22 protein-coding genes and 4 pseudogenes are annotated in these 26641 nt (G+C 44.5%); 23 read left to right on the top strand and 3 right to left on the bottom strand.

The window, feature by feature from the left end; genetic code table 11:
• The 15 genes and pseudogenes from B853_RS08080 to B853_RS08010 all read left to right on the top strand — a co-directional run.
• On the top strand, positions 1-381 hold a 381-nt coding region (locus B853_RS08080; RefSeq protein ID WP_128826846.1), incomplete at its 5' end, for a cytochrome c3 family protein.
• A gap of 1 nt (position 382) precedes the next feature.
• Positions 383-1069 carry a cytochrome c nitrite reductase Fe-S protein gene (nrfC, locus tag B853_RS08075; protein ID WP_010447587.1) on the top strand — a complete coding sequence of 229 codons (687 nt, stop codon included), beginning with the start codon at positions 383-385 and terminating at the stop codon, positions 1067-1069.
• A pseudogene (nrfD, locus tag B853_RS08070) lies at positions 1066-2036 on the top strand (cytochrome c nitrite reductase subunit NrfD). The gene nrfC and the pseudogene nrfD overlap by 4 nt, the downstream one beginning before the upstream one ends.
• 9 nt (positions 2037-2045) lie before the next feature.
• A pseudogene (locus B853_RS08065) lies at positions 2046-3951 on the top strand (heme lyase CcmF/NrfE family subunit).
• Positions 3935-4462 (top strand): DsbE family thiol:disulfide interchange protein, encoded by a 528-nt coding sequence (locus B853_RS08060; protein ID WP_038886842.1) that lies wholly within the window; start codon positions 3935-3937, stop codon positions 4460-4462. The pseudogene B853_RS08065 and the gene B853_RS08060 overlap by 17 nt, the downstream one beginning before the upstream one ends.
• Positions 4449-4856 (top strand): cytochrome c-type biogenesis protein CcmH, encoded by a 408-nt coding sequence (locus B853_RS08055; protein WP_050569000.1) that lies wholly within the window; start codon positions 4449-4451, stop codon positions 4854-4856. Before B853_RS08060 ends, B853_RS08055 begins: the two co-directional genes overlap by 14 nt.
• 158 nt (positions 4857-5014) lie before the next feature.
• The gene (locus B853_RS08050; protein WP_010447597.1) at positions 5015-5191 is read left to right on the top strand and encodes a hypothetical protein; all 177 of its coding nucleotides are present in this window, start codon (positions 5015-5017) and stop codon (positions 5189-5191) included.
• A 266-nt stretch (positions 5192-5457) separates the two neighbouring features.
• A complete protein-coding gene (locus B853_RS08045; protein WP_227741923.1) occupies positions 5458-6105 on the top strand; it encodes a GTP cyclohydrolase II in 648 nt (215 codons plus the stop codon).
• Positions 6106-6281: 176 nt separating this feature from the next.
• On the top strand, positions 6282-7544 hold the full coding sequence (locus B853_RS08040; protein ID WP_010447608.1) for an imelysin family protein: 1263 nt from the start codon (positions 6282-6284) through the stop codon (positions 7542-7544).
• 92 nt (positions 7545-7636) lie between these two features.
• Complete coding sequence (locus B853_RS08035; RefSeq protein WP_038885665.1) at positions 7637-9019, top strand: di-heme oxidoreductase family protein; 1383 nt, start codon at positions 7637-7639, stop codon at positions 9017-9019.
• A 10-nt stretch (positions 9020-9029) separates the two neighbouring features.
• Positions 9030-10067 carry an imelysin family protein gene (locus B853_RS08030; RefSeq protein WP_038885664.1) on the top strand — a complete coding sequence of 346 codons (1038 nt, stop codon included), beginning with the start codon at positions 9030-9032 and terminating at the stop codon, positions 10065-10067.
• Positions 10048-11130, top strand: coding sequence for a DUF1513 domain-containing protein (locus B853_RS08025; protein WP_038885662.1), 1083 nt, complete (start codon positions 10048-10050; stop codon positions 11128-11130). The genes B853_RS08030 and B853_RS08025 overlap by 20 nt, the downstream gene beginning before the upstream one ends.
• 133 nt (positions 11131-11263) lie before the next feature.
• Positions 11264-12826, top strand: coding sequence for a L,D-transpeptidase family protein (locus B853_RS08020; RefSeq protein ID WP_038885661.1), 1563 nt, complete (start codon positions 11264-11266; stop codon positions 12824-12826).
• A gap of 172 nt (positions 12827-12998) precedes the next feature.
• Positions 12999-13547 carry a peptidoglycan L,D-endopeptidase MepK gene (gene mepK, locus B853_RS08015; protein WP_038885660.1) on the top strand — a complete coding sequence of 183 codons (549 nt, stop codon included), beginning with the start codon at positions 12999-13001 and terminating at the stop codon, positions 13545-13547.
• Between the two features lie 130 nt (positions 13548-13677).
• Entirely contained in the window at positions 13678-14334 is a 657-nt protein-coding gene (locus B853_RS08010; protein ID WP_038885658.1) for an MBL fold metallo-hydrolase, read from the top strand.
• Between the two features lie 12 nt (positions 14335-14346).
• On the opposite strand, the gene B853_RS08005 is transcribed toward B853_RS08010, so the two are convergent.
• Positions 14347-15015: a DUF2982 domain-containing protein gene (locus tag B853_RS08005; protein ID WP_038885657.1), complete on the bottom strand. Its 669-nt coding sequence runs from the start codon at positions 15013-15015 to the stop codon at positions 14347-14349.
• Between the two features lie 269 nt (positions 15016-15284).
• Here B853_RS08005 and B853_RS08000 point away from each other — a divergent pair, with 269 nt between their 5' ends.
• From B853_RS08000 to B853_RS07975, 6 genes and pseudogenes are all read left to right on the top strand, one after another.
• The gene (locus B853_RS08000; RefSeq protein WP_010447624.1) at positions 15285-15674 is read left to right on the top strand and encodes a hypothetical protein; all 390 of its coding nucleotides are present in this window, start codon (positions 15285-15287) and stop codon (positions 15672-15674) included.
• 413 nt (positions 15675-16087) lie between these two features.
• Positions 16088-17182 (top strand): TRAP transporter substrate-binding protein, encoded by a 1095-nt coding sequence (locus tag B853_RS07995; RefSeq protein ID WP_010447626.1) that lies wholly within the window; start codon positions 16088-16090, stop codon positions 17180-17182.
• Positions 17183-17320: 138 nt separating this feature from the next.
• Positions 17321-17860, top strand: coding sequence for a TRAP transporter small permease subunit (locus tag B853_RS07990; protein ID WP_010447628.1), 540 nt, complete (start codon positions 17321-17323; stop codon positions 17858-17860).
• 12 nt (positions 17861-17872) lie between these two features.
• Positions 17873-19159: a TRAP transporter large permease gene (locus tag B853_RS07985; protein ID WP_038885656.1), complete on the top strand. Its 1287-nt coding sequence runs from the start codon at positions 17873-17875 to the stop codon at positions 19157-19159.
• Positions 19160-19264: 105 nt separating this feature from the next.
• Positions 19265-20620: a cache domain-containing protein gene (locus B853_RS07980; RefSeq protein WP_010447632.1), complete on the top strand. Its 1356-nt coding sequence runs from the start codon at positions 19265-19267 to the stop codon at positions 20618-20620.
• Positions 20613-21250, top strand: a pseudogene (locus B853_RS07975) (response regulator). The gene B853_RS07980 and the pseudogene B853_RS07975 overlap by 8 nt, the downstream one beginning before the upstream one ends.
• A 51-nt stretch (positions 21251-21301) precedes the next feature.
• Here B853_RS07975 and cosR read toward each other — a convergent pair.
• A complete protein-coding gene (cosR, locus tag B853_RS07970) occupies positions 21302-21778 on the bottom strand; it encodes a MarR family transcriptional regulator CosR (protein ID WP_010447635.1) in 477 nt (158 codons plus the stop codon).
• Positions 21779-22173: 395 nt separating this feature from the next.
• Here cosR and B853_RS07965 point away from each other — a divergent pair, with 395 nt between their 5' ends.
• On the top strand, positions 22174-23745 hold the full coding sequence (locus B853_RS07965) for a BCCT family transporter (RefSeq protein WP_010447637.1): 1572 nt from the start codon (positions 22174-22176) through the stop codon (positions 23743-23745).
• A 219-nt stretch (positions 23746-23964) separates the two neighbouring features.
• Positions 23965-25848: a methyl-accepting chemotaxis protein gene (locus tag B853_RS07960; RefSeq protein ID WP_038887345.1), complete on the top strand. Its 1884-nt coding sequence runs from the start codon at positions 23965-23967 to the stop codon at positions 25846-25848.
• A 71-nt stretch (positions 25849-25919) separates the two neighbouring features.
• On the opposite strand, the pseudogene B853_RS07955 reads toward B853_RS07960, so the two are convergent.
• Positions 25920-26640 (bottom strand): annotated as a pseudogene (locus tag B853_RS07955) (3'-5' exonuclease).
• Position 26641 lies beyond the last annotated feature (1 nt).

Below are 26641 nucleotides of genomic sequence, written 5' to 3'. Positions count from 1 at the left end.
TTATTGAGCCAAGGAAAGCAACTTAATTGCACCAACTGCCACAGCATTATTGGTCCTGACCACCGTGAAGGGGCGCCGGATGTTATTAAGTTTTCTGCTGCGCAATCAAAAGCAGTGCACGATAAGGTGTTCCTCGATCCGAGTTTGATCCTCAAAGCTAATAGTCAGTGCGTGGATTGCCATGCGCCTACTGAGCTAAGAGAAAGCCACTGGACGCACGATGTTCATGCAAAGAATCTTACTTGCTCAAATTGTCATGATGTTCACGCTGCAAAAACCAAAGCACTCTCTTACGACAGAAAACAGCTGATCAAGCAATGTGTCGATTGTCACTCTGAATTTGCCGTCGAACCTGAACTTGCAAAAGAAGAGGAGAGATAGCATGAAATGTTCTAGAAGAAACTTCCTAGCCGGCAGCGGCGCTTTGATATTGACCACTGGCGTTGCAGGCACTTCCGTTGTTAGCTCCTCTCTTTATGCCAGCGATAGTGAGCAAGCAAAGCGTATGGGGATGGTTCACGATGAGAATGCCTGCATTGGTTGTACCGCTTGTACTGATGCTTGCCGTGAAGTGAATAACGTTCCTGAAGGCGTTACCCGTCTTAAAATTCATCGTAGTGAACCGATTGGGGAGTTCCCTGATGTGGAATACCAGTTCACTCGAGACTCTTGCCAGCACTGTGATAATCCGCCTTGTGTATACGTTTGTCCAACTGGCGCTGCGTATAAAGACGAAGCAACTGGTATCGTCGATGTGCACAAAGAAAAATGTGTTGGTTGTGGTTACTGCTTAGCTGCGTGCCCTTATCAAGTCCGCTTCTTTAACCCGGTCGATCACTCTGCGGATAAATGTAATTTCTGTCGTGATACCAATTTAGCGCAAGGTAAACAGCCGGCATGCGTGGAATCTTGCCCGACGAAAGCACTGATATTTGGCGATTTAAACGATCCTACAAGTGAAGTGAGCAAAGCGATAGAAAGCCACGTTGTGTACCGTGATAAATCGCATTTAGGTACACAGCCTAAGCTGTACAAAATTCCACATAGCAAAGGGGAGGTGTCATCATGAACGGCTTCGAGAGTGCTTTCCACTTTGACTCGTTAGTTTGGGATTGGATCATCGCAATATATCTGTTCTTAGCGGGTATGTCCGCGGGGGCGGTAATGATATCCATCTATTTGAAACGCAAGGTTATCGAGGGTGACCCAGCAAACAATGGCATCATGAAAGCTATGGCTTGGTTAGCACCGTTTGGCATCATTGCTGGTCTAGTTATTTTGATTTTCCACTTAACTAAACCGCTAGAGTTTTGGAAGATCATGATTTACTACAATCCGACTTCCGTGATGTCTATGGGCGTTATCTTGTTCCAAGTGTATATGATCGTACTATTTGTTTGGATTGGTGTGATTTTCCGTCACCAAATCATCAATTTCTGCGAAGGCAAGTTGCCAGGCAAGTTGCTCGATTTTGTTGATGATCTCCTGATCAAGTTCGGTAAAGGTAGCAACGCGATAGAACTCTTTCTGGGATTCTTAGCGATAGTTTTAGCCGCGTATACCGGCTTCCTGTTATCGGCATTGAAGACTTACCCAATGTTGAATAACCCAGTACTGCCTATTTTGTTCTTGTTCTCTAGCTTATCTTCAGGAGCGGCGGCGTGTTTGATGTTTGGCATCTTGGTTTTCAAAGAGTCAACCAGTAGCCAAGTGTGTCTTGGGTTCACGGATTTGAACGCCCAGTTGTATTGTTTGAGCTGTTTGTCTTGGTGACCTTCTTCACCGGTCTGATCTTTAGTGGCGGTCAGAATGAGGTTGCCGCTTGGAATGCGATATCTAGCGGTTTCTGGGCGCAATGGTTCTGGGTTGGGGTCGTGCTCATCGGTATGCTCACACCGTTAACGCTAAACTGGTTAACGCCTTCTGAAGTTCGCCACAAGGGAAGCTACGTGTTTGTGGTGACGACGTTAAGCCTGGTTGGTGTATTGATGCTACGCACGTTCATTCTCTATGCCGGTCAGATGACTATAGTATAGGGAGGTGTAATGGAGGCTGAGCAGGGGTTATTTTTACTCATACTGGTGTCGATTGGCTCTACGTGTGCGGCGTTGTTGTATTGGATTCGTCGCGCAATTGGCAAAACGGTGGCGCTACCGCACCAAACTGCAACGTCATACATCATCAGTTTGGCCTCTTTCATTTGCTTATCGCTTTTGATTGTCTGTTTTGTTCAAGATAATTTCGCGCTTGAGTATGTGGTTACTCATTCCAATAGCCAGCTGCCTGTCGCATTCAAGGTGGCGGCTACTTGGGGAGGGCACCAAGGTTCGATGTTATTTTGGGTGGTGACACTCAGCATGTGGGCGTCATTGATCGCTTTTAAATCACCTGTTAATGCTCAATATACTGGTGATTGCCTAGGAATCATGAACGTTCTTATTGCGATCTTTGCATGGTTTACGCTTGCCACATCAAATCCATTTGAGTATGCCCAAAGTTTCGCTCTGGAAGGACGTGACCTCAATCCGATGTTGCAGGATGTTGGGCTTATTATTCACCCGCCTTTACTTTACCTAGGTTACGTTGGTTACTCTGCAGTATTGGCTCTTGCGCTTGCTGCTTTGTTTGGAAGGCAACCACACCATGAGTGGTATGCATTTGTTCGAGGCATTGCCTATTTCGCTTGGGGTACGTTAACGGCGGGCATTTTAGTTGGCTCGTGGTGGGCTTATAACGAATTAGGTTGGGGGGGGCTGGTGGTTTTGGGACCCGGTAGAAAATGCGTCTTTGATGCCTTGGCTAGTTGGCACAGCCTTACTCCATAGCATACATTTGTCAGCAAGGAATAAAGGGGCGATTTGGAGCACTTACGCATTAGCGTTTAGTACGTTTAGCCTCAGTGTATTGGGTACTTTTGTTGTCAGAAGCGGAGTTTTAACATCTGTCCACGCATTCGCTGTTGATCCAACTAAGGGATTGGCATTGCTGTGCGTATTGGTGATTATTGTCTTCGTCACTTTTGGGTCATTGATATATCGAGGTCAGCAGATTCCTCAATCGAACATTGATACCATTTTTAGTCGAGCTTATTTATGTTACATGGCGATAGGCTTGTTAGTCATTGCTACTGCTATCGTGTTTCTTGGTACATTTTATCCGATGATATACCAAGTATTGGGGGCTGGTAGTATTTCAGTCGGACCACCATATTTTAACTCACTTATCTATCCATTATTTGTTTTTAGTCTTGTTGTACTGGCTTGTTCCACGTTTTGTTCATGGCAACATTCTCGGGCAGGTAAGGACCTGAAAGTACTATGGTTGATTGCTTCTTTGAGTGTCATTACAGCCAGCATTGTGGCAATTATGCTTAACACGGGCTTGATGCTAGGTGTAATTTTTGCGTTGGCAATTTACGTCGTTTCTAGTCATGTATTTCAGTGGGGAAGAAGTGGTGCGAAGATTAGCACTGCACCTAAACTTTTTGCCCACATTGGTTTTGTCATTGCTGGAGTAGGGGCGATAGTAAATGCCTCCTACTCTTATGAATTTAGCTACCGAATGTCTCCAAACTCTCAGCATCAGTTCCAAAACGTATCTCTCGAATATGTGGATACTCACTGGAAGGTTGGGCCGAACTATACTTCGGAAATAGCAGAGATACGCCTTAGCACAACGGAACAACACAGCTTCACTCTGCTCCCAGAGAGAAGGCATTATTCAGTACGAGTTATGAATATGACGGAGCCTGCCATTAAGTCTTTTTGGCATGGTGACTACTATATTACACTTGGGGAAAAGCTGTCAGAGCAATCTTATGCGGTGAAAGTGCAGTACGGAGCCGCAATTTGGTGGATATGGTGTGGCGGTATCGTTGCACTAATAAGTATGTTATCAGCCTTACTGCCTAAAAGATCTTGGAGTCGAGTCAGTGATGAATCCTTCGCATAAACTAGCTATTCTAGCGGGAGCTATTGCGGTATTTTCGGTAACCAGTTACCTGTCTTTAGCTGATCGTCCAAACGTCGAGACAACGAAAAATCGGGTGGTCTATGTTCCAAGTTTTGAGGCTGACAGCTTAGCGACAACGGACGTACTTACGGAAAAGCTGTTTGCAGAGCATGATTTGCAAATTTTAAACGTCTGGGCGTCTTGGTGCGGTGTGTGTAAACGTGAGCATGATGAATTGTTGAGTTTATCGCGAGCAGGTGTACCAATAATAGGTTTGAACTATAGAGATCAAAGCCATGCAGCTCAAGAATACTTGGCTCGGGAGGGTAACCCATATGCCAAGGTGATATTTGATCCCAAAGGTGAGCTAGGGATCGATTTAGGTATAATCGGAACGCCGGAAACGTACCTAATTGATCAAGAGGGGCAGATTTTGATCAAATATCGTGGTGAAATTAATAAGGATAAATGGAATGCTATTTTCTCTAAGTTCTTTGATATCTCGATATAATTTATCTTTTGTATTATCTTTATTATTCGCCTTACTCCCATTAAATGCGTACGCTATTCAGGATGATCAAAATGTTGATCTTTTTGAATTTAAATCAGTTGAAATGCAACAGCGTGCAATTACTTTGGCTAAGTCTCTTCGTTGCCCTCAATGTCAAAATCAAAACCTAGTCGAGTCGAATGCCTATACTGCGAAAGCGCTACGGCTGAAGGTCTACGAGATGGTGAATGAGGGACATACAGATAAAGAGATCAAGCAATACTTAGTTGATCGATTTGGAAATATTGTCCTGTATGATCCGCCATTTAACCTCTCAACGGCATTATTATGGATCTTTCCAGGGCTGTTTATGATCCTTTTTCTAATTATTTCGATCAAAAAACTCAAGCGTTAATAGTGTGATAATTGTTCCACTATTTAAAATTAATTGTGCATATAACAGGCAAGATGTTATCATTTTCAAGAATTTCAGATTAATTCAGTGAATAGCGAACTAAATAAAAAGATGAGCTAACGCGTATTTCGATAACGTATTATATGTAGGTGTTTGCAGTGGATTCAGTAATATCGCAATTAAAAAAGGACTTTTACTCGCAGATTCGAGCATTGCAATCACCGAAGCTGCCGCAAGTCACATCAACGCTAGCCGTTTTAAGTGATGAAGAGCTTCAAGAGCTCGAAAATGTCTGGATTGAGCTTGTTGTGTGGAAGAACAAGCAAACTCACTAAGTTACTATACAGCCAGTTTTATATAAAAAACCCCAGCCTTTGCGGACTGGGGTTTTTTATTGTACTTATTTTAAAATGTTATATTATAACATTTGTCAGCCGGGTAATGCTGTATGATTAACTAGGTACTAAAAGTGTTCTAAAAAGAATCAACCATAACTGGTTAGTTTGATTACCCTTTAAGTGAAGCAGTTGCATTCAAAGTGATCTTAAGATTGAAAAATCAGGTATCAATCCCCATAGTCTGTGATTGAGAGAGATTTCTTATGAATGCAATTACAAAAGTGCATCAAGCAATATATCAAGTGAGTATAGATATGGCGGAAGTTCGTGCCAGAGTAGATTTTAAAGTCGGGGCAAAAAGTAACATTGAAGCTGAGATTCTGTCCTTCCACGGATTGAAAACAGACAAAGAACACGTTGCAGTAATTTTCAAGCATGCAGACCAAACGCAAGACACACCGTTAGTCAGAATGCACTCTGAGTGTTTGACTGGTGACGTATTTCATTCTTCACGCTGTGATTGTGGTGAGCAACTGGAAGAGACCATCAACCGTATGGGTGAATCAGGTGGGATCATTCTATATCTTCGCCAAGAAGGTCGTGGCATTGGCCTATACAATAAGATCGATGCGTATCGTCTACAAAGCCAAGGCATGAATACTTATGAAGCCAACAATCACCTAGGCTTTGATGATGACTTGCGTGACTTTACGGAAGCTGCACAAATGTTAGAAGCATTAGGTGTGAATAAGATCCGCCTTGTGACAAATAACCCTAAGAAAATCCGTGAATTATCTGAGTATGGGATAGAAATCGCTGAAGTTGTCAATACTTCTGCACATATCAAAGATGGCAACGAAAATTATTTGAAAGCCAAGGTGTCCCACGGTAAGCACCATCTAAAGGTTTAATCTTAAAGATAAATCTAACAACAAAGAATGTTAAAAGCCTCATGTTTGTGAGGCTTTTTTTGTATCTGGAGTTGCAAATAAATTGTAAATTTGTATTATCTCGGGACTAAAAGTGCAAATAAGAATAATTAGCACTACCAATACGATAATTAAAATGCTCAACAAGGATGCTTCAGATGAATGCAAAAACAGTTTTAGTCCAGTCTATTGCTGCATCACTTCTCATTGCCAGTGGTTCTACGGTTGCTGCTACAGTAACTAAACAACAAGTTGTCGAACATTATGCAGATGTTGCTCACGCGGTATTTTCTGATTCTGTGACAACAGCAAAAGCCCTCGATGTAAAAATCGACGAATTCCTTAAATCTCCATCCGCAGCAAAGCTTGAAGAAGTAAAACAAGCTTGGCTAGATTCTCGCGTACCATACCAACAGTCTGAAGTTTTCCGCTTTGGTAATGCGGTCGTTGACGATTGGGAAGGTCAGCTAAATGCGTGGCCACTTGATGAGGGCCTAATTGATTACGTTGCAACTGATTACCAATATGAACTAGGTAATGAAGGTGCTTCCGCTAACATCATTGCGAATACAAGTCTCCAGATTGGCGCGTCGAAGCTAGATGTCGCTAAAATCACACCAGAATTGCTAGCAGATCTAAACGAAGTAGGTGGTTCTGAAGCAAACGTTGCTTCGGGTTACCATGCGATTGAGTTCTTACTTTGGGGTCAAGATCTTAACGGTACTAATGCAGGTGCAGGTCAACGAGCTTACACTGACTTCGTTGTAGGTTCTGAGTGTACTAACGGCAACTGTGAGCGTCGTGGTGAGTACTTAAAAGCAGCGGCTGATCTACTGGTTCAAGACCTCGAGTGGATGGAAAAGCAGTGGTCTGCAGACGTGAAAGGTAACTACCGTGAAGAGCTTCTTAATGGCTCGGCAGACAACGGTCTTCGTAAGATGCTATTCGGTATGGGCTCTCTTTCTCTGGGTGAGCTAGCTGGTGAGCGCATGAAAGTTGCACTAGAAGCAAACTCGACAGAAGACGAACACGATTGTTTCTCAGACAACACTCATAATTCTCATTACTACAACGAGCAGGGCATTTATAACGTTTACACCGGCCTATACAAGCGTGAAGATGGAACATTGCTATCTGGTCCAAGCATTGCGGATCTTGTTGCTCAAAAAGACAAAAAAGCAGCAAAAGAAATCCAGAAGCAGTTTGATGTTACTCGCAGCCAAGTAGGTGAGCTAGTGACTTCTGCTGAGAAGAACAACCAGCACTTCGATCAGCTAATTGCGGCGGGTAACGCACAAGGCAACGCGTTAGTAAACGACACCATCATGTCGTTGGTAGCCCAAACCGGTGCGATTGAGCGAGCGGCAAACATTGTCGGCATCGATAGCCTAAGCCCTGATACTGCTGACCACGAGTTTTAATAAGAAAACCATAATAAATAAGGGCTCTTTGTGAGCCCTTTTGCCATTTGAGCTCGTTGTTATCACACCTGTCGTATTAGTAGAGCAATGATATGAAGCCATACCTAATTTCTGCGCTAGCCGCGCTCCTTTCTTCTTCTGCCATGGCTTACGGTGTTAAGTCTGGTGGCAAAACCAGTGTCAAAAAAGATGGCGCGAATGCCTATTCTCTTCCTGCTGCCAACCTGCCAATGAGTAAGCGCCTTGACTTCAGTGTCGGCAACAGTTTTTTCCGCAACCCCTGGGTTCAAGCTCCTGCATCGACGGACGCCCGTGATGGTCTAGGTCCGCTGTTTAACACCAATGGTTGTCAGAATTGTCACATTAAAGATGGTCGTGGTCATCCACCAGAAAAAGACGATTTACATGCGGTGTCTATGCTGGTGCGCTTGAGTATTCCTGCGATGACGCCTGAGCAAAAGAAAGCGTACATCAAAGACGGAGGTATTCCCGAGCCCACTTATGGCGGCCAGCTGCAAGACTTTGCACTTCAAGATCAGACCCCAGAAGGCAAAATCGAAATTACTTACACCGATGTGCCTATTGAGTTTAAAGACGGCACCACAGTGACGCTGAGAAAGCCGCACCTAAACATTACCGATTTAGGGTATGGCGACATGCACCCTGACACCGAATTTTCCGCTCGAGTCGCGCCACCAATGATTGGCCTTGGCTTGTTAGAGAGTATTCCCGATGAAACGCTGCTGGCTTGGGCTGATGCACAAGATGCCAACAAAGATGGTATCTCAGGCAAAGTAAACAAGGTGTGGGATATTGAGAAGGACGACTTCTCGATTGGTCGCTTTGGATGGAAAGCCGGACAACCGACACTAATGCAGCAAAATGCGGCGGCATTCAACGGTGATGTTGGTCTGACGAGCCATTTATTCCCGAACGAAAACTGCACCTCGAAACAAAGCATTTGTGACGACATGCCAAATGGCGGTAAACCAGAAGTAAGCCAAAATATCCTTGATTTCGTTGAGTTTTATAGCCAACACCTAGCGGTGCCAATTCGTCGTAATGTAAATGATCCAGAAGTGAAGCTTGGTCAACAGATCTTTGCATCATCTGGCTGTGAAAGCTGCCATAAGACAAGTGTGAAGACCGCTAAACGACCAGAATTGCCAGCGCTTTCTGAGCAGCTTATCCACCCATACACAGACATGCTTTTACACGATATGGGTGAAGGCTTAGCCGATCACCGTCCGGAATACTTAGCAAACGGGCGTGAATGGCGAACTGCGCCATTATGGGGGATTGGCTACACCGAGGAGGTTAACGGCCATACTTACTTCCTACATGATGGACGTGCACGCAACCTTATGGAAGCAGTATTGTGGCATGGCGGTGAAGCGGAAACCGCTAAACAAAATGTTTTGGCACTGAATAAGAAAGAACGTGACGCATTGATTGCGTTTTTGAATTCTCTATAAGGCACATACCATGAAAAAAAGACTGTTAGCGAGTGCTATTGCAGCAACTCTAAGTTTGGTTGGCTGTCAGTCAACAACCGAATTGGCCTCTGCAAAGCCAGAAAAGACAAACCATCTTTCACAGAATGTGTATGAAGTGGAGTTTCAAGCGACGCAGGCATTTTTAGTTCAAACAACAAATCTTGAGCAGAGCTTTAGTGATTACTGTGCGTCAGAGAGCAAAGGTTACGCGAAAGTAAAACAGCAATGGCATCAAACTATGCTGGCGTGGATGGCGTTGCAAGGTCAAGAGCGTGGTCCAGCAACGGCATTAGAGCAAAGTTGGAACGTTCAGTTTTGGCCAGATAAAAAGAACACCACAGGCCGTAAGATGTCTGTGCTGACGCAATCTGACCAAGCGTGGAATGCAGAGGAGATTTCGACGCAAAGCGTAACCGTACAAGGTTTAGGCGCGTTGGAGTGGTTGCTTTATGATAAAGCTTCGACCTTATCTAGCGACAGCAAGACGTGTGCAACAGGTGTTGCGATTGCCGAAAATTTAGATAATAAAGCACAGATCATCGCTGATTCTTGGGCAGAGAACCCGTGGAAATCGTTGGATGTGACAGAGTGGGAGTCTGAGTACATCTCGCTGTTATCTAACCAGCTTGAATACAGCATGAAGAAGCTGAGTCGTCCATTAGCGAAGATTGGCAAACCTCGTCCTTATTTCTCAGAATCATGGCGTTCAGAGACTTCGTTATCAAACTTAAAAGCGAACCTTGAAGGAATGGAAGCACTCTATTTTGCCAACGGTAACGGTTTGGATGCTCTGTTGAGAGATCAAGGCCATGCAGATTTGGCTGATCGTGTTACCCATCAGTTTGAAATGGCTGTAGATACATGGCCAGAAGATAAGAGCTTGTTTGCTGCGCTGCAAAGTAAAGACGGTTATCGTATGGTGCTAGCTCAATACAACAAGCTAGAACAATTGAAGTACTTGATCCACGAAGAAGTGGCGATCGAGCTTGGCGTGGTTATAGGATTTAATGCAACCGATGGTGACTGATCAAACCCGCCGTACCTTACTTAAAGCCGCTCTTTTTGGGGCGGCTACACCTGTTATGCCGTTCGGTTGTGCTTCAACAAACTCACGTGAGCCAGCGCTGATAGGCTGTTCAATCATTGGTCGAGATAAATACGCTGCGGTGGTGGCTGATGAGCATGGTATGCCGATCACTACGTTACCTATTCCTGAGCGTGGTCATGGCGTAGCAACAAACCAGCAGGGGCACGCAGTGGTCTTTGGCCGCAGACCTGGTACGTTCTTTATGGTGTTTGATTATCGCTCAGAGCAAATGATCAAACTGCAACTAGCAAAGTCGAATCGCCATTTCTATGGTCATGGTGTTTACTCACATGATGGCACTTTATTGTTCGCTACCGAAGGCGAAAGGGATACAAGCCGCGGGATAATTGGTGTTTATGATGTGCAAAAGCAATATCAAAAGGTCGATGAGTTGACAGGCTTTGGCCTCGGCCCTCATGAAGTGATTATGATGCCTGATGGAGCGTTAGCGATTGGCGTGGGTGGTGTACACACGAATGGTCGTGAACCACTGAACCTTGAAACGATGAAACCGAGCTTAAGTTATCTTTCACAAGATGGTGCGTTGCTGGATCAGGTTTCTTTGCCGGATCATCAGCTAAGTATTCGTCACTTAGCCCATGATGGAGCAGAAACCGTGCTTTGCGGACAGCAGTACCGCGGAGAGCCAGACGAATACCCTGCACTCATTGCCATGCATACTCGTGGCGGTGAGATGCAGGAGCTTCATGCAGAGCCGGAACAATGGGCACGCTTTAACCATTATGTCGCAAGCATTGCGGCGACAGATGAATGGATTTTAGCGACGTCGCCTCCAGGTAGCTGCTACGGGATATGGTCTAAGTCTACTGGTCGACTCGTTGAATTAAATGCGCTGCCTGATGCATCGGGTGTGGTTATCTACGGTGATGAATTCCGTGTCAGCTCTGGGGCAGGTAAAGTTGTTGAGCAAAAGCCAATGAAGTCAAACACCTCTACTGCTACTGGCATTCAGTGGGATAATCATTGGTCGAAGATTACGTAATAGGGGGGGGAATTAAGAGTCTAATGACACTTCTATCGGAGGTTTTCTGCCTAGATTCTTAATTTTAAACCTGCAAGCCGTGAGATATTTGCCATACTTTTTTTTAAGGCAAGTTTTCCGAGGGATCGTGATCGTGTTTGCTAGAATTCTATTAACAACGGCGCTCATGGTGCCGTTTTTCAGCTTTTCTACTGTTGTTTCTCAAAACGCCACTGCTGATACAGAGCAGGTGGGAGCGGTTGCACAACTATCCATTGAGAAAATGATCCATTACCCAGAAGTGGTTGATCGGCTCTACCAAAGCACCAGCTATCGCTTAAATTGGGAAGATGAGGATATTGCACAACAATTCTTGTTTCAATTGCAAGTATTGTCTCTTGCTGAGGTTTCTCCAGTATTTCAAGACCAAATCAGACGTGTTGCTTATGTAGAAGAAGAGGGAGATGCTCTTGATTATGATTTAGTCATGACAGATACGCTACTCATGTACCTAAGCTATTTAGAGCAAGTCCAAGAACATGGCTTACAATGGTTGTTTGGCCAAACTGAAGAAGTGTCATTGCCTGAACCTAGCATCGAAGTACTTACCGCGTTAAGCACCGAAATTACCATTGGTAAGTTAGAGCAATTTCTCATCAATTTATCTTCACCGCTGCAATCCGATCCCGCCTTCAATCAATCTTTTTATTCGCTCCAAGACTATGCCAAGCTTGATTACCCGACCTACCAGCAACAAGGTTTAGCGAGAGTCGGTGATGTGCTAGAAAATAAGCCCATACTCCTTGAGCGAATGCAGGTCGTTGGCATCGATGTCGACGATTTACTTTATAGTGGTCCACAATTTGATGAAGAGCTGGAAATGGCCATAAAAGCATTCCAGAAAATTCATGGTCTAAAGCAGGACGGAATTATCGGTCCAAACACAATTCGTTGGGTTAATTTTTCGCCTGAGCAGCGATTGCATTTACTTGCACTTAACTCAGAACGTTCTCGTTTGTGGGCAAAAGAGCGAGACAATGTCGTGTTTGTTAACGTCCCAGGGTATGAAGTGACATACTGGCATAATGGTGAAGCATTATTTGAGTCTAAAGTCGTTGTAGGCCGAACAACTCGAAAAACACCTATCATGACGGGGACTCTTGATTCTGTCATCCTTAACCCTACGTGGAATGTACCTTGGAAGATTATGGTGAAGGACATCATTCCAAAGGTTAAGAAAAACCCGATGTACCTACTTGAGCAAAATATTCAGATAATTCGCTCTTGGGATTCAAGCGAGATCATTGATCCTACGACGATACATTGGGCTTCGGTTAACCCGCGTAGCTTTCCTTATCGGATGAGACAATCTTCTGGGTCTCATAACGCGTTAGGCTTGTATAAGTTTAATATGCCTAACCCTCAGGCTATTTATTTACATGACACGCCGAGCAAAAACTTGTTTCAAGAAGATAGACGAGCTTTCAGTTCGGGTTGTGTAAGAGTAGAAAACGCTGAACAGCTGGCCGAACTGTTGTTTAAGACCCAAGGCCTTGAAGAACGTCTAGAGAAAAAACGTGAAAGTGGTAAAGAGGCGAATACCTCGGTGCCCCTGAGTGAACGTATCCAGGTACATATTATTTATCAGACAGCTTGGTTAGAAGAAGGCATGCTGTACTATCGAGATGACATTTATCGTTACGATCATCAAGGTTGAAATTCGTTCTCAATTTAAAAAAAGTTACAATTCATAAAATTCGTTTGCTGTTCAATAAGTAAACAAAAAGTCCAGCCTAAAAGTGACAAGTTGGACCGATTTATGCGTTTGACGCGTTAAATTGGTTTCGGTAATGTCCGCTGCTTGTAGAGTAATTGAGCAGTATTTTCTAATGGTAAGTCGTAATTTTTCTCGTCGTGATTTTCTTAAAATGACCGCTGGTGGTGTTGTCGTTGCTTCAGCTATGCCAACTCTATCTTGGGCGTCATTACCCGACGAGTCTCGTGTACTTACGATGAATAACCTAAATACTGGTGAATTACTTGAGTCGTGTTATTTCAACGGCTCGAGCTACGTCGATGAAGAACTCCAACGTCTTGATAAATTCTGTCGTGATCATCGCCGTAATGAAGTTCATCCAATGGATAGACGCTTGTTCGACCAAATCAGCCAAATTCAAAAGTTGATCGGCACGGACGCTGAAGTGATTGTGATTTCAGGCTACCGTTCACCGGTAACCAATGCGTCTTTACGAAATGGCTCTTCTGGTGTTGCGAAAAAAAGCATGCATATGGAAGGGAAAGCGATCGATTTCCGTTTGGATGGTGTGAAATTGTCTACCGTTCGTGACGCGGCATTAAGCTTAAAGGCTGGTGGCGTTGGTTATTATCCGAGTAGTAATTTTGTCCACATCGATACGGGGGCCGTTCGTTCTTGGTAGACCCGAGCTAAGGGTCACTTTAACGAGTAAGAATGCTGCGCTTTGCCCTCTGAACAAAGCTTGAAGTCACTTTGGCTTAGTGTCATAGTTGCGGCAGTTTTCATGCAATTTTATTCGGTATAGGTTATTTATGGCTCTGAAGTACCAAGTTGTTCCCGTAACATCTTTCTCTCAAAACTGTTCTATCGTCTGGTGTGATGAAACCATGAAAGGCATTGTGGTTGATCCAGGTGGTGATGAAAAGCAACTTGCAATGCTAATCAAAGAGCTCGGTGTTGAAGTCGTAAATCTAGTTCTAACGCACGGTCACTTAGATCATGTTGGTGGAACTGAGCCTTTATCTGCTCTTTTAGGCGATACTGAGATCGTTGGTCCACACAAAGCAGATAACTTCTGGTTACAGGGGTTAGAAGGTCAGAGCCAAATGTTCGGTTTTCCATTAACGGAAGCGTTTGAACCACACCAATGGTTAAATGAAGGTGACAAGGTCACTTTTGGCAACCAAACGCTGAACGTGATCCACACTCCGGGTCATACCCCTGGTCACGTTGTGCTTTACAGTGAAGAAGCTCGTTTGGCGTTTGTTGGTGATGTTTTGTTTAACGGTAGCGTTGGTCGTACTGACTTCCCACAAGGCGATTTCAACACGCTTATTAGCTCGATCAAAGAGAAACTATGGCCATTGGGCAATGATGTTACATTTGTACCAGGTCATGGTCCGCAATCGACGTTTGGACACGAACGTAAAACAAATCCTTTCGTTGCTGACGAAATGCCACTCTACTAAAGCATCTTTGTACTAGGTATCAGGCTCGGCGGCTGCCAAGTAACGTCGAGCCAATCCCACAAACGCATCAGCTTCTCTATCCAAATCACTTGTTGAAATAAATACATCGTAGCCATAAAACTGCCTTTGGTACTTCATTCTATTCGCGAGCATCGCAAGTAAACCTTCGTAGAGTATGCCCTTTTGATTAATGTAAGGGGCAGGATCCAGCACCATATCCTCGAATTTTGTTTCACAATGATTTTGCCGAGCACCTAGATACAGCAGTGCGCGTTGACTTAAAAGAACTTCTGTCGCGATACGAGGGCAGATAGCATCTAGATATGGGGAGTAATGCTTTAAACGAATGCCCACCCAAGGTAGAGGCTGGTGCCATCCTTCTTGCTCATATGTACATATTCCTATGGAGTCAATGTCTTGCCAACGGACGACCCAGCCGCCTTTGAATAGGTGCTGTTGAAAATGGGATTGTGTAAGAGTAAAACCTACCTGGCTTTTTTTGATCATCATGATTGCAAAGCCAACAATGACTGCCATTAAAACCACAGATAGCATTGCTTGCTTCCACCCTGGGGCGATCAACACGAGAAACAGTGTAATGATGACCACCAAAAGCATAATCAGTTTGTTGATGGGAGAGTCGGCTTTAAACTGCGAGTTAGTAAGGTGTAACGTTTCCATGTTTCAACCTCGGGATAAAAGACAAATTAACCAAATCGCCCAATGCCTGTTGGGTTGCATATTGATTTAAGGCGAACCTCTGTTTTTATACCCAGTATTGACAAAATGCGTTCACAAATTTCTTGATTAAATAATAGACGTTCTATGCATTGAGCGCATTTTTCACAGCGTTTCGCTGCCAAAACCTACAAATTGATTGGGAATTTTGGTATAAAACGCGCTTCAAATTTTCATCCCTGCTGAGATGCAGTGAACTGGAGAAATATTCAATGAGACTTGCTCATAAGCGTAAAGTGCAGATGAAACTGCAAAAGCGCATTAAAGCGACAGTTGCAAACGTAGCAAAAGCACCAAAGACAGCTAAGCCTGTTGCGGAAAAAGTCGTTGCAGAAAAACCTGTTGTTGAGAAAGCAGTAGCTGAGAAGAAGGTAGCTGCAGTAAAAACAGACGTTGCTCTAACTCCTAAGCAACAACAAGTATTAGACATTGTTGTCGCTAATGCTGAAGGTATTAACCCTAAAGGTATTGGTCTAGCGGCAGGTCAAGAAGATACAAAAGCGGCATCATGGGCTACAGGCGCACTGAAAAAGCTTCTTGAAGAAAACCTAGTTCAAAAAGAGCAGTTAGCAGGTAACAAAGTTATCTACAAAGCAGTTTAATTACCGCTGTAATTCTGTTTCTTAATTGAATACCTCGATTTCGGTCGGGGTATTTTTTTACCTGCAATTTGTCTTTCTCGATTTCTAATTGAGCATTCTAACGATACAAAGTCGTTATTTGTCACATTTTCTTAAATACTGTGTAAATTCTTCCGCAGTCAAATACTTAAGTATTTACTAATCCTTCGTCTATTCCACTCCGATCTTAACTGCATGATTATTATGCTTTATCGTATTTGGATATCAAAAAGACTACGTATTACTACGTACTACCAATGGCTAGGGCTTGCCTGGCAATACAAATTTGTTGCGTGTTCATGCCCATTTCGGTCTCCGCTGTAGTATTCCATTGTATATACGAATCCTTATGTAATGGATGACAACAATAACCTTGGTGACAAAGGACGTGAACGATGAGTCTTATCCAAAAATCTTTGAAACGAGTACTCAAAGCGACGGCGATGGTAGCAACCATGGCATTCGTAGCAACTTCTGCTAACGCTGCTGACGATAAAGTATATCGCTTGAAATTAGCGGAGACGTGGGGCCCTAACTTCCCAATCTTCGGTGATGCGACAAAAAACATGGCAAAAATGGCAGAGGAAATGTCAAATGGCCGTCTACAAATCCGTATTGACTCTGCGAACAAACACAAAGCGCCACTTGGTGTGTTTGATATGGTGAAATCGGGTCAATACGATATGGGCCACTCGGCTTCTTATTACTGGAAAGGCAAAGTACCAAACACTCTTTACTTTACCTCTATGCCTTTCGGTATGCTGCCTACAGAGCAGTACGCATGGTTCTACTATGGTGGCGGTATGGAGTTGATGGAGAAGGTTTACTCACCACACAACTTACTGTCTTTCCCTGGCGGTAATACTGATACCCAGATGGGCGGCTGGTTCCAGAAAGAAATCAAATCAGTCGACGATCTGCAAGGTCTGAAAATGCGTATCCCTGGTTTTGCGGGTGAAATCCTTGCTGAACTGGGTGCGAAGCCAACCAATATTGCTCCGGGCGAACTTTACACCTCACTTGAGCGCCGCACGATCGATGCTCTGGAATGGGTAGGTCCGTCTCTTGATCTACGCATGGGCTTCCACAAAATTGCACCTTACTACTACACAGGTTGGCATGAGCCAGGTACTGAGCTGCAATTCCTAGTTAATAAGCGTACTTGGGAACGTCTACCTGATGATCTGAAAGCGATTCTTCAAGTGGCGATGAAAGCGGCGGCGTACGACATGTACACGCAGTCTAAGCACGAAAGTGGCAAAAACTGGGCGTCGATTCAGTCTGAATACCCGGATGTTCAAGTAAAAGACTTCCCACCAGAGGTTATCTCTGCACTGCGTGAAGCGAATGAGCGCCTACTTAAACAGCACGCAGAAAAAGATGCCCTAGCGAAAGAGATTCAAGAGTCGCAAGCAAATTATATCGAGCAAGTGCGTCCTTGGTCTGACATTTCACATCGAGCTTACCTAAACAGCCAAGCTCAACAGTAACTTCATCAAGCAGGGCTATCTCCAAGTATTTAGGAATAGAGTCTGCTAATGAAGCCCAAGAAAAACTTCTCGAAGAGAAGACTATAAAAGTGCTCCGCGAACCAGCGGAGCCAATCCACGAGTTCCATGGAGTTCGGAATGAGAAGCCTGATTTATATTGAGCGAATCTTTAACCGCTTTGGTGATTTTTTAGGGTGGCTATCGAGCATCCTATTCATTTTGTTGTTAGCGAACGTGGTGTACGACGTTGTCATGCGTTACGTGTTTAATGACGTGTCTATTGCCTTTCAAGAGATGGAATGGCACCTATTCTCCGCTGTATTTCTACTCGGTGTCCCTTACGCAATCAAATCTGGCGGCCATGTACGAGTGGATATTTTCTACGAGCGCTTGTCCTACAAAGCTCAATCCATCATCGACATCCTAGGCACTTTACTTTTCTTGTTCCCGTTTTGCCTATTGGTTGCTTGGTTCGGTATCGACTTTGCCAAAGAGAGCTATGCCCTTGGTGAGACATCCGGTGACCCAGGCGGTTTGCCATATCGATGGATCATTAAAGGCATGATCCCATTGTCATTCTTGTTTATGGCGGTCAGCGGTGTTGGTTTGCTGCTTCACTCCATCAATAAAATTGTTAACCCTCATCTTATCTATGCCGGTAACAACGGTAAGTCGTAAAAGGAAGTCAGTATGATCGGTATAGTGATGTTTTTTGTAGCTCTATTTGCGCTACTGCTTGGTTTCCCTGTTGCCTTCACCTTTGGTGGCATTGCATTAATATTTGGCGTTTGGGCAGAGGGAATGGATATGTTTGCTTTCATGCCATATCGCATTCAGTCCATCATGGAGAACACGGTACTGATGGCGGTGCCACTGTTTGTCTTCATGGGCTTGGTGTTACAAAAGACAAGACTTGCAGAGCAGTTGCTTGAGTCTATGGGGCGCCTATTTGGTGGCGTTCGTGGTGGTATCGCAATTTCTACGGTATTGGTAGGTGCACTGCTTGCTGCATCGACGGGTGTGGTTGGTGCATCGGTTGTTGCAATGGGGCTAATCTCTTTGCCTGTGATGCTTAAGTACAACTACGACAAAGGATTGGCCTGTGGCACCATTTGTGCCTCTGGCACGTTAGGCCAAATCATCCCTCCTTCTATTGTCTTAATTTTGCTCGGTGATGTATTAGGCGTACCCGTAGGTGACTTATTCCAAGCGGCAGTATGGCCGGGCTTAATGCTGGTGGGTGCATACGTTGTCTACATTCTGATCTACGCCAAGCTCAACCCAGAAGCCGCTCAACCTATCGAGCGTGATGAGTCGATCAGCCGCAAAGAAGAAGTATTCACCGCGCTTAAAGCGGTATTACCGCCGCTTGCGCTGATCATCGTGGTGCTAGGCTCTATCTTTGCTGGAATTGCAACACCAACAGAATCTGCGGCGCTGGGAGGTGCCGGTGCGATTGTGCTTTCACTGCTCTATAAACAGTTCAGTTGGTCGATGGTGTATGAAGCTTCCAAAGAGACAGTGAAAGTGACTGCGATGGTATTTGCGATACTGCTTGGTGCGACGGCATTCTCGATGGCGTTTACATACACAGGCGGCGATTACCTGGTTGAAGAGTGGATGCTACAACTACCGGGTGAGAAGTGGGGATTCTTGATTATTACAATGGTGGTGATTCTTATCCTTGGCTTCTTCATCGACTTTGTTGAAATCTGTTTCATCATTGTGCCTATTATTGCGCCCGTTGCAGAGCTGATGGGTATCAACATGACATGGTTTGCAATTCTCATTGCGATGAACCTTCAGACATCGTTCCTCACGCCACCATTTGGCTTTAGCTTGTTCTATTTGAAAGGCGTGGCTCCAGCAGGTGTGACAACGCGCGATATCTACCGAGGTGTGATGCCATTCATCGCGATTCAAATTGTTGTGCTCGCTTCGTTGCTATTCTTCCCTGGCTTCTACGGCATGGCGTAATGCAAGTAAGAAAAGAGAATTTGTGACCTGAGAGTTTTTACCTTTTGAGACAAGTTGTTAAGCTGTTTGTCGAAATGGCAAACAGCGTTTCATTGGAGGAAAGGGATGCCTCTCAAAGCCAAGTTAATATTGCTGGCACTGATACCGGTGGTGTTAGTGTCAGCCAGCATCAGTTGGATTTCCATCTACCAAGCCAAGACTCTTGGACAACGAGAGGTGGAAATCTTTCATCAGAACCTTATTCAATCTAAAGAAGCGGCATTGAAAGATACGGTTGATCTGGCTTTTGATGCAATTTCTCATATCTATAATGATCCCACTCTTGAAGAGAGTGATGCTAAGGCGCGTGTGAAAGCAATCCTCAATCGTCTTCGCTATGGTTCAGACGGCTACTTCTTCGCCTATGATAAGCACGGTACAAACTTAGTTCATCCAATTCTTCCCGATCTTATTGGGCAAAACCTGTTGCATATACAAGATGAAAATGGCGACCACTTAATTGAAACGTTACTCCATCAAGCCCAACGAGGTGGTGGGTTTCATCAGTATCTATGGCAGAAGCCATCAACTGGTGAGGTGGTTCCCAAGTTGAGCTATGCCGCTTGGTTGGATAAATGGGATTGGATGATCGGCACGGGCTTGTATATTGAAGATGTCAGTCGCGAAGTCGCGAATATGCGTGCAGCAGTAAATCAGAATATTGAAACGACATTTTTCTCTGTCGTGATCATTCTGGTGGTGACTGTCTCGGTTATTATTGTCCTAACGTTGGCGATTAACTTGCATGAACATCGCTTGGCAGACAAGCACCTCAAAGAGCTTGCCCATAAAACGGTAATGTTCCAAGAAGACGAAAAGAAACACTTAGCCAGAGAGCTACATGACGGTATCAATCAGCTATTGGTCTCCAGTAAATGCCACTTAGATTTGATGGCTCATCGTATCGAAGATGAAAAGCTCAAATCCCACCTAGATAAATCTCAACGCTCGCTAATTACCGCGATCAACGAAGTTCGTCATATTTCTCATCAACTCCGACCTAGTGCGCTGGATGATATTGGTCTTGAAGCGGCACTCACCACCTTATTACAAGACTTTCATTCACATTCTGGTATCGACATTGATAGTCACTTTGATACCAATCAGGTGAAGTTGAAATCTGAGGTTGCGACGACCTTGTATCGTGTTGCTCAAGAGTCGCTGAACAATATCGAGAAGCACGCTAAGGCGAAAAAGGTCACGGTTATTTTGCAAAAGATGGGCAATATGCTGCAATTACTGATACGAGATGACGGCATCGGGTTCCTTGTTAACCAATCGGTTCATCGTCAGGGGATTGGTTTACGCAATATGCGCGAGCGTGTTGAGTTTATTGGCGGTGAGTTTGAACTGATGAGCGAGCCAGGATTAGGCACAGAAATCACCGTATTGTTAGATTTGGATGGATTAGTTTATGGATAAACCAATTAGTGTGGTGATAGTGGATGACCATCAAGTGGTTTTGGATGGTTTTATGGCGCGCTAGAGTTAGAGCCTGACATTGATGTGATTGGAACCGCAAGCAATGGCCTAGAAGCGATCGAAGTTTCTAAGATGCTCAACCCGGATGTTATTCTAATGGATATTAGTATGCCAATTATGAATGGCATTGAAGCGACGGGTGTGATTAAAGAGGAAAGGCCAGAGAGCAAAGTACTAATGCTGACGATGCATGATAACCGTGAATACATCATGAAGGTGATGCAGGCTGGGGCAGTGGGGTACATGCTGAAAGAAATCTCTGCAGAGAAGATGGTGCAAGCGATAAAAACCGTGAATCAAGGATCGACGTACTTTTGTGAGTCTGTCACTCAAACTTTATTTACTCAAGATGTTGTACCGATTGCACAAAAACCAAATCCACTTAGCCGCCGTGAGGAAGCCGTTTTAAAACTGGTTGCGCAGGGGCACAGTAGCAAAAAGATTGCGACACTTTTGGATATCAGCTATCGAACGGTAGAGACACACCGCCACAATATAAAACACAAGTTGGATTTGCATTCGACCGCAGAATTGGCCAAATATGCTTTTGAGACAGGTTTGGTTGAGTAAGAGAAGGGCAAATGCGCTCATTACTGGATGAATGAGCGCCTTCGAAAGTGACTATTCAGGCTTAGTGATGCTTCCAAGCTCTAGCATTGGGGCAACATCGATATCTTCAGCATTCATCATAGTTGAAATGCGTTGAACGGAAGACAGCAGTAAGCTTTGTTCCCACTCTTCCAACTTTTGGAAGCGGCTGATGAAGTGTTCCTGTAGGGGAGTTGGCGCTTGCTTTAACGCTTCTTGCCCTTTTTCTGTTAGTACCGCATGCACTTTACGTTTGTCTTGGACACTACGACGGCGTTCAACAAGCTGATTGCGCTCTAAACGGTCTAAAATAGTGGTAGCGGTTGCCTGGCTCATATTGGTATGGCTAGACAGCTGTTTGATAGTGACATTGTCTAATTCACTAATGGCACGCATCAGAATCAGTTGTGGAGCCGTTAAACCAGACTCTTTGCTCAACTTTTTAGAATGTAAATCAATAGCGCGGATGATCTGACGAATCGAGACCAAGACTTCTTCGTACTTTTCCAATTTAGTAATCCAGTCATTAAGGGATCATGTAACGACGCGACACTAACTCAAAAGCGTTGCTATTAAAAGGGCTTAGTTAGTATTAGCGACACCATTTTTCAATTATTTGCCTTGGCTCTCCTTATTAAATTTATGGCTTTTTACGGCTCAAAAAGCATGACCTAGAATAATTATAGTAAGAAATGTTTGTGGTCTAATTATTGCTGTGGTTGTTTTCGCTTTTTTTGGTGGATTTTTCTGATTGAAAAGTAAGTTATTGGATTTTTTATCAGCAAAATATAGACAAAAATGCCTAAAATGGTAGGATCTTCCACTTTCATGGAAAATAAAATGTATCGTGTTCGAAGGTTTTTTGCGTTATGCCAAAAAAAATTAGAATGCAAAAGAGAGGAACAATGACAAAAGGTATAGATAAGTACAGTATCGACAGTACCGACTATACGGTTGGTCAAGATAACGTACAAAAATGGGGTTTTGATGTACATAATCCTGTTTTTGGTATCAGTGCAGGTTTCATTGCACTATTTCTTATTGCGGCGTTAGTTCTTGATGCGCATACAGCCAAAACCGCGTTAGACGGAATCAAATGGAAAATTATCGGTTCATTTGATTGGCTCTTCATTATCTCAGGCAACATCTTCGTTATCTTCTGTTTAGGACTTATTGTGTCGCCAATGGGCAAGATTCGCCTAGGCGGTAAAGATGCTGTCGCTGATTACTCGTTTGTTTCGTGGCTTGCAATGCTATTTGCTGCAGGTATGGGTATCGGTCTGATGTTCTGGAGTGTGGCTGAGCCAGTGGCTTATTTCACTGGTTGGTATGAAACGCCATTGGGTGTTGAAGCGAATACCCCAGAAGCTGCCAAACTCGCATTAGGTGCAACTATGTTCCACTGGGGTCTACACCCATGGGCGATTTATGGTGTCGTTGCGCTTTCATTAGCTTTCTTTACTTATAATAAAGGCCTACCGCTGTCTATGCGTTCGATTTTTTACCCACTGCTGGGTGATCGTGCATGGGGCTGGGCAGGTCATATTGTAGATATCCTTGCGGTACTCGCGACACTATTTGGTCTTGCGACGTCACTGGGTCTTGGTGCACAACAAGCAGCAAGTGGTATTCACCATGTGTTTGGTGTTGAGCCTGGTCTAGGTCTGCAGATTGTTGTGATTACTGTCGTTACCTTACTAGCGGTTGTCTCAGTCGTTCGTGGTATTGATGGCGGTGTAAAAGTCATCAGTAATATCAACATGGTTATTGCATTTTTACTGTTAATCCTTGTTGGTTTGATCGGATGGGCTGTGAGCTTAGGCTCGATTCCTACCACGTTGATGGCTTATGTAGAGAACCTCATTCCACTTAGTAACCCATTTGGTCGTACTGATGAAGCTTGGTTCCAAGGTTGGACTGTATTCTATTGGGCTTGGTGGATTTCATGGTCTCCATTCGTAGGTATGTTCATTGCTCGTGTATCTCGTGGCCGTACTGTGCGTGAGTTCATCACTGCGGTATTGATTGTTCCTACGGCGGTAACACTTGTTTGGATGTCGGTGTTTGGCGGTCTAGCTATCGACCAAGTGATCAATAATGTTGGTGAACTAGGCGCAAACGGTCTTACCGATGTTTCGCTAGCAATGTTCCAAATGTTCGATGTACTGCCATTCGGTAACATGCTATCAATCATTGCAGTTGTGCTGGTATTGGTATTCTTCATTACCTCGTCAGACTCAGGTTCACTAGTAATCGACAGCATTACCGCTGGTGGTAAAGTTGATGCCCCGGTTCTGCAGCGTGTATTCTGGGCCTTCATGGAAGGCGCAATTGCAGTTGCGCTACTGTGGATTGGTGGCTCGGAAGCGGTTCAAGCACTGCAAGCGGGCGCGATTTCTACCGCATTACCATTTACCCTAGTTTTACTGGCGATGTGTGTCAGCCTATTGATGGGTATGAGAACAGAGAAACATTAAGCTACTGTAAAATAAAGCTTAATTTATAAACTTAAAGCCAGCATTATTGCTGGCTTTTTTTGTGCGAAAATTCTGACGCTCGACAAAAAAATGGCGGAAAAATTTTCTTTTTTTACAATGACTTATTTGCCTATTGATAAGTGTGAAATTTGGTGCGCTTAACGTCAATTCTGTGTAAACTCGCTGCTCACTTACTGTTCTCCCAACAAAAAATAAACTATGAAACTATCACTAAAACAAAAGCTCATTGGCGCTAGTCTGTCTGCTGTTGTTGTCATGGCGGCAGCATTGACGTGGTTGTCGGCTGGTCAATTGTTTGATCAGACGCGTGCTGGTGTATATTCACGTGCACAGAGTCTAAGCAATGCAGCATCTGAAGGTATTGCTGACTGGGTTGCCATTCGTAAAGACATCGCGACGGCTTTCAACGATTACTCTACTGAGCAAGACGTTGTCCCTTTCTTACAACAAGCACGCAAGGCGGGTGGTTTTGACGACATCTTCCTAGGTACTCCGGAAGGCGGTATGTATCGCTCTCATCCAGAGCGCAACCGTGCAGGTTATGATCCACGCGCTCGTCCTTGGTACAAAGACGCTAACGCCGCTGGCAAACAAATCATTACAACGGCTTATCAAGATGCGATCACCAATGCTCTGTTAGTGACTATCGCTGAGCCTGTATACCAGAGTGGTCGTTTTGTTGGTGTGGTTGGCGCTGACGTTCTGATTGATCAGCTTATTGATGACGTAATTAGCTTAGATGCTGGTGAAAATGCGCACGCGATGCTGATCGACATGAGTGATGGCACTTTCCTTGCTCACCCAAACAAAAGCTTAACGCTTAAACCTATCGCCAACCTTTCAAGTGATTTTTCTAAAGATTCTATTGAGCGTGCAGCAAATAGCGGAACCATCGAAACTGCGACAATTAATGGTCAAGAGAAGCTGTATTATTTCAGCAAAGTTCCAGGCACACATTGGATGTTTGCAATTGAAATGGATCGCGCGACTGAAGAAGCTGGTCATTCACAATTACTAAGAGAAATGATGATTACAGCTGTACTGATTACCATCGCGGTTATTGCTGCGGTATCTTGGTTAGTCGGTTTCTTGTTCCGTGATTTGGGCCGTGTTTCACAAGCGCTAGAAGAAATCGCTTCTGGTGAAGGTGATCTTACACAGCGACTTGAACCTCGCAGTGATGATGAAGTTGGCAAGCTTGCAGAAAACTTTAACCGCTTTGTTGGTAACATGCATACCATGGTAACTAAGCTTAGCCATGTATCAGCTGCACTTTCTCAACAATCACGCCAAACCGCTCAGCAGGCGGAAGAGCGTAGTCAACGTATCGCGTACCAACAAGATGAAATCAACATGGTAGCGACTGCGGTAAATGAAATGGCTGCGGCAACGCAAGAGATTGCGGGCAATGCAGAGAATACGGCTCAAAATTCTGAAGAAGCCGTAGAAGCATGTGCACATGGTTCGAGCCAAGTAACGCAAACACAAGGTTCTATCCAGAACTTAGCGCAAGAAGTTCAAGTAGCAACCAATGTTATCCAAGAGTTGGAAGCGCATGGTAACAGCATCAATACCATTTTATCGACCATTCAAGGTATCGCTGAGCAAACTAACCTTCTTGCACTGAACGCAGCAATTGAAGCCGCGCGTGCAGGTGAGCAAGGCCGAGGTTTTGCGGTAGTTGCGGATGAAGTGCGCGTACTAAGCCAACGAACTCACGCTTCAACGCAAGAAATTCAAGAGACGATTGAAATGCTGCAAGGTACAACAGCGAAAGCTGTCGGCATTATGGATGATAGTCGTCGCTTGGCTGATACTAGCGTGGATGATGCGAACTCTGCAGCGGCAAGCCTAACACAAATTCATTCTGCAGTAGAACGCATCAACGATATGGCTACTCAAATTGCATCAGCGGCTGAGGAGCAAGCATCAGTAACGTCTGAAATTACACGCAATACTGAAGGTATTCGTGATGTTTCAAACGAGCTGTCTTCTGAAGCACAACATGCTGCAGAGCAAGCTGCACAGTTGTCTGAGCTGTCTCATGAGCTAGAGCAAGAAATCAAACGCTTTAAGTTATAGTTCAGCGAATACTGACTAAAAAGGAGCCACTTGGCTCCTTTTTTTTCTTTAGGCTAGAACGCTCACTGGAACTACAACCATAAGCTGCTTATAGGCTGTTCAGCACTATAGTGATGGGCGATCTGTGCTTGCAGTAGCTCTGCAGTGGCGATGGCATCTGTCAAAGCATGGTGTGGTGTGTAGTCTGGCAGCCCATAACGACGACGAGATTGTGCTAGTCGCAGTGAGCCGGGTTTATTACCTTTCAACTTGTTCCAAAGCCCCCCCAGAGAGTCTCTGCTGGATGTCTTCTTCGATTTGAAGCGTATCTAAGACTGGAAACTCTATACCTTCACCAATACGTACTTGAAGAGCTTGGTTGAGAAACTCTCGCTCTATGCGGCGATAGTGAACGACCACCACCTTGCCTGCTAGGCTTGGAAGAAGCTCTTCAAGAATATCGCCAAGATCAGGCGCATCAATGAGTTCGTTGTGGGTGATACCATGGATGATGACTGAGTCTTCATCCAGCTTCTCTTGTGGTCGAACTTTCCAGTGCTTGGCTTGGCGCAAAAAAATTCGATTGAGATTGAAGGGCACTAGACCAATTGTGATGATGCCATTTTTCTGTGGGTTGAGCCCCGTGGTCTCGAAATCGAGCGCGACAAACTCTACTTGAGATAATGGCGTGTCTGGCGCAGGTAGCTCTGTCCCATAAAAAGCGATTAGGCGCTCATCTGTTGCCCTTTCCAGTTTTTGCTGAAACTTCATTGGCCATTGAATGGAAGGCTTTTGAAATAACTTCTTTATCATT

This window comes from Vibrio rotiferianus CAIM 577 = LMG 21460, assembly GCF_002741985.1.
In the GTDB taxonomy this organism is placed as follows: Bacteria; Pseudomonadota; Gammaproteobacteria; order Enterobacterales; family Vibrionaceae; genus Vibrio; species Vibrio rotiferianus.
The sequence above is the reverse complement of the archived record's forward strand: the minus strand, read 5'-3'. Positions and strand labels throughout refer to the sequence as shown.

Excerpts from the sequence above, each read along its gene's own strand:
- nrfC (WP_010447587.1), top strand. The coding sequence starts at position 383 with ATGAAATGTTCTAGAAGAAACTTCCTAGCCGGCAGCGGCGCTTTGATA.
- B853_RS08060 (WP_038886842.1), top strand. The coding sequence starts at position 3,935 with ATGAATCCTTCGCATAAACTAGCTATTCTAGCGGGAGCTATTGCGGTA.
- B853_RS08045 (WP_227741923.1), top strand. The coding sequence starts at position 5,458 with ATGAATGCAATTACAAAAGTGCATCAAGCAATATATCAAGTGAGTATA.
- B853_RS08040 (WP_010447608.1), top strand. The coding sequence starts at position 6,282 with ATGAATGCAAAAACAGTTTTAGTCCAGTCTATTGCTGCATCACTTCTC.
- B853_RS08035 (WP_038885665.1), top strand. The coding sequence starts at position 7,637 with ATGAAGCCATACCTAATTTCTGCGCTAGCCGCGCTCCTTTCTTCTTCT.
- B853_RS08030 (WP_038885664.1), top strand. The coding sequence starts at position 9,030 with ATGAAAAAAAGACTGTTAGCGAGTGCTATTGCAGCAACTCTAAGTTTG.
- B853_RS08025 (WP_038885662.1), top strand. The coding sequence starts at position 10,048 with ATGCAACCGATGGTGACTGATCAAACCCGCCGTACCTTACTTAAAGCC.
- mepK (WP_038885660.1), top strand. The coding sequence starts at position 12,999 with ATGGTAAGTCGTAATTTTTCTCGTCGTGATTTTCTTAAAATGACCGCT.
- B853_RS08010 (WP_038885658.1), top strand. The coding sequence starts at position 13,678 with ATGGCTCTGAAGTACCAAGTTGTTCCCGTAACATCTTTCTCTCAAAAC.
- B853_RS08005 (WP_038885657.1), bottom strand. The coding sequence starts at position 15,015 with ATGGAAACGTTACACCTTACTAACTCGCAGTTTAAAGCCGACTCTCCC.
- B853_RS08000 (WP_010447624.1), top strand. The coding sequence starts at position 15,285 with ATGAGACTTGCTCATAAGCGTAAAGTGCAGATGAAACTGCAAAAGCGC.
- B853_RS07995 (WP_010447626.1), top strand. The coding sequence starts at position 16,088 with ATGAGTCTTATCCAAAAATCTTTGAAACGAGTACTCAAAGCGACGGCG.
- B853_RS07990 (WP_010447628.1), top strand. The coding sequence starts at position 17,321 with ATGAGAAGCCTGATTTATATTGAGCGAATCTTTAACCGCTTTGGTGAT.
- B853_RS07985 (WP_038885656.1), top strand. The coding sequence starts at position 17,873 with ATGATCGGTATAGTGATGTTTTTTGTAGCTCTATTTGCGCTACTGCTT.
- B853_RS07980 (WP_010447632.1), top strand. The coding sequence starts at position 19,265 with ATGCCTCTCAAAGCCAAGTTAATATTGCTGGCACTGATACCGGTGGTG.
- B853_RS07965 (WP_010447637.1), top strand. The coding sequence starts at position 22,174 with ATGACAAAAGGTATAGATAAGTACAGTATCGACAGTACCGACTATACG.
- B853_RS07960 (WP_038887345.1), top strand. The coding sequence starts at position 23,965 with ATGAAACTATCACTAAAACAAAAGCTCATTGGCGCTAGTCTGTCTGCT.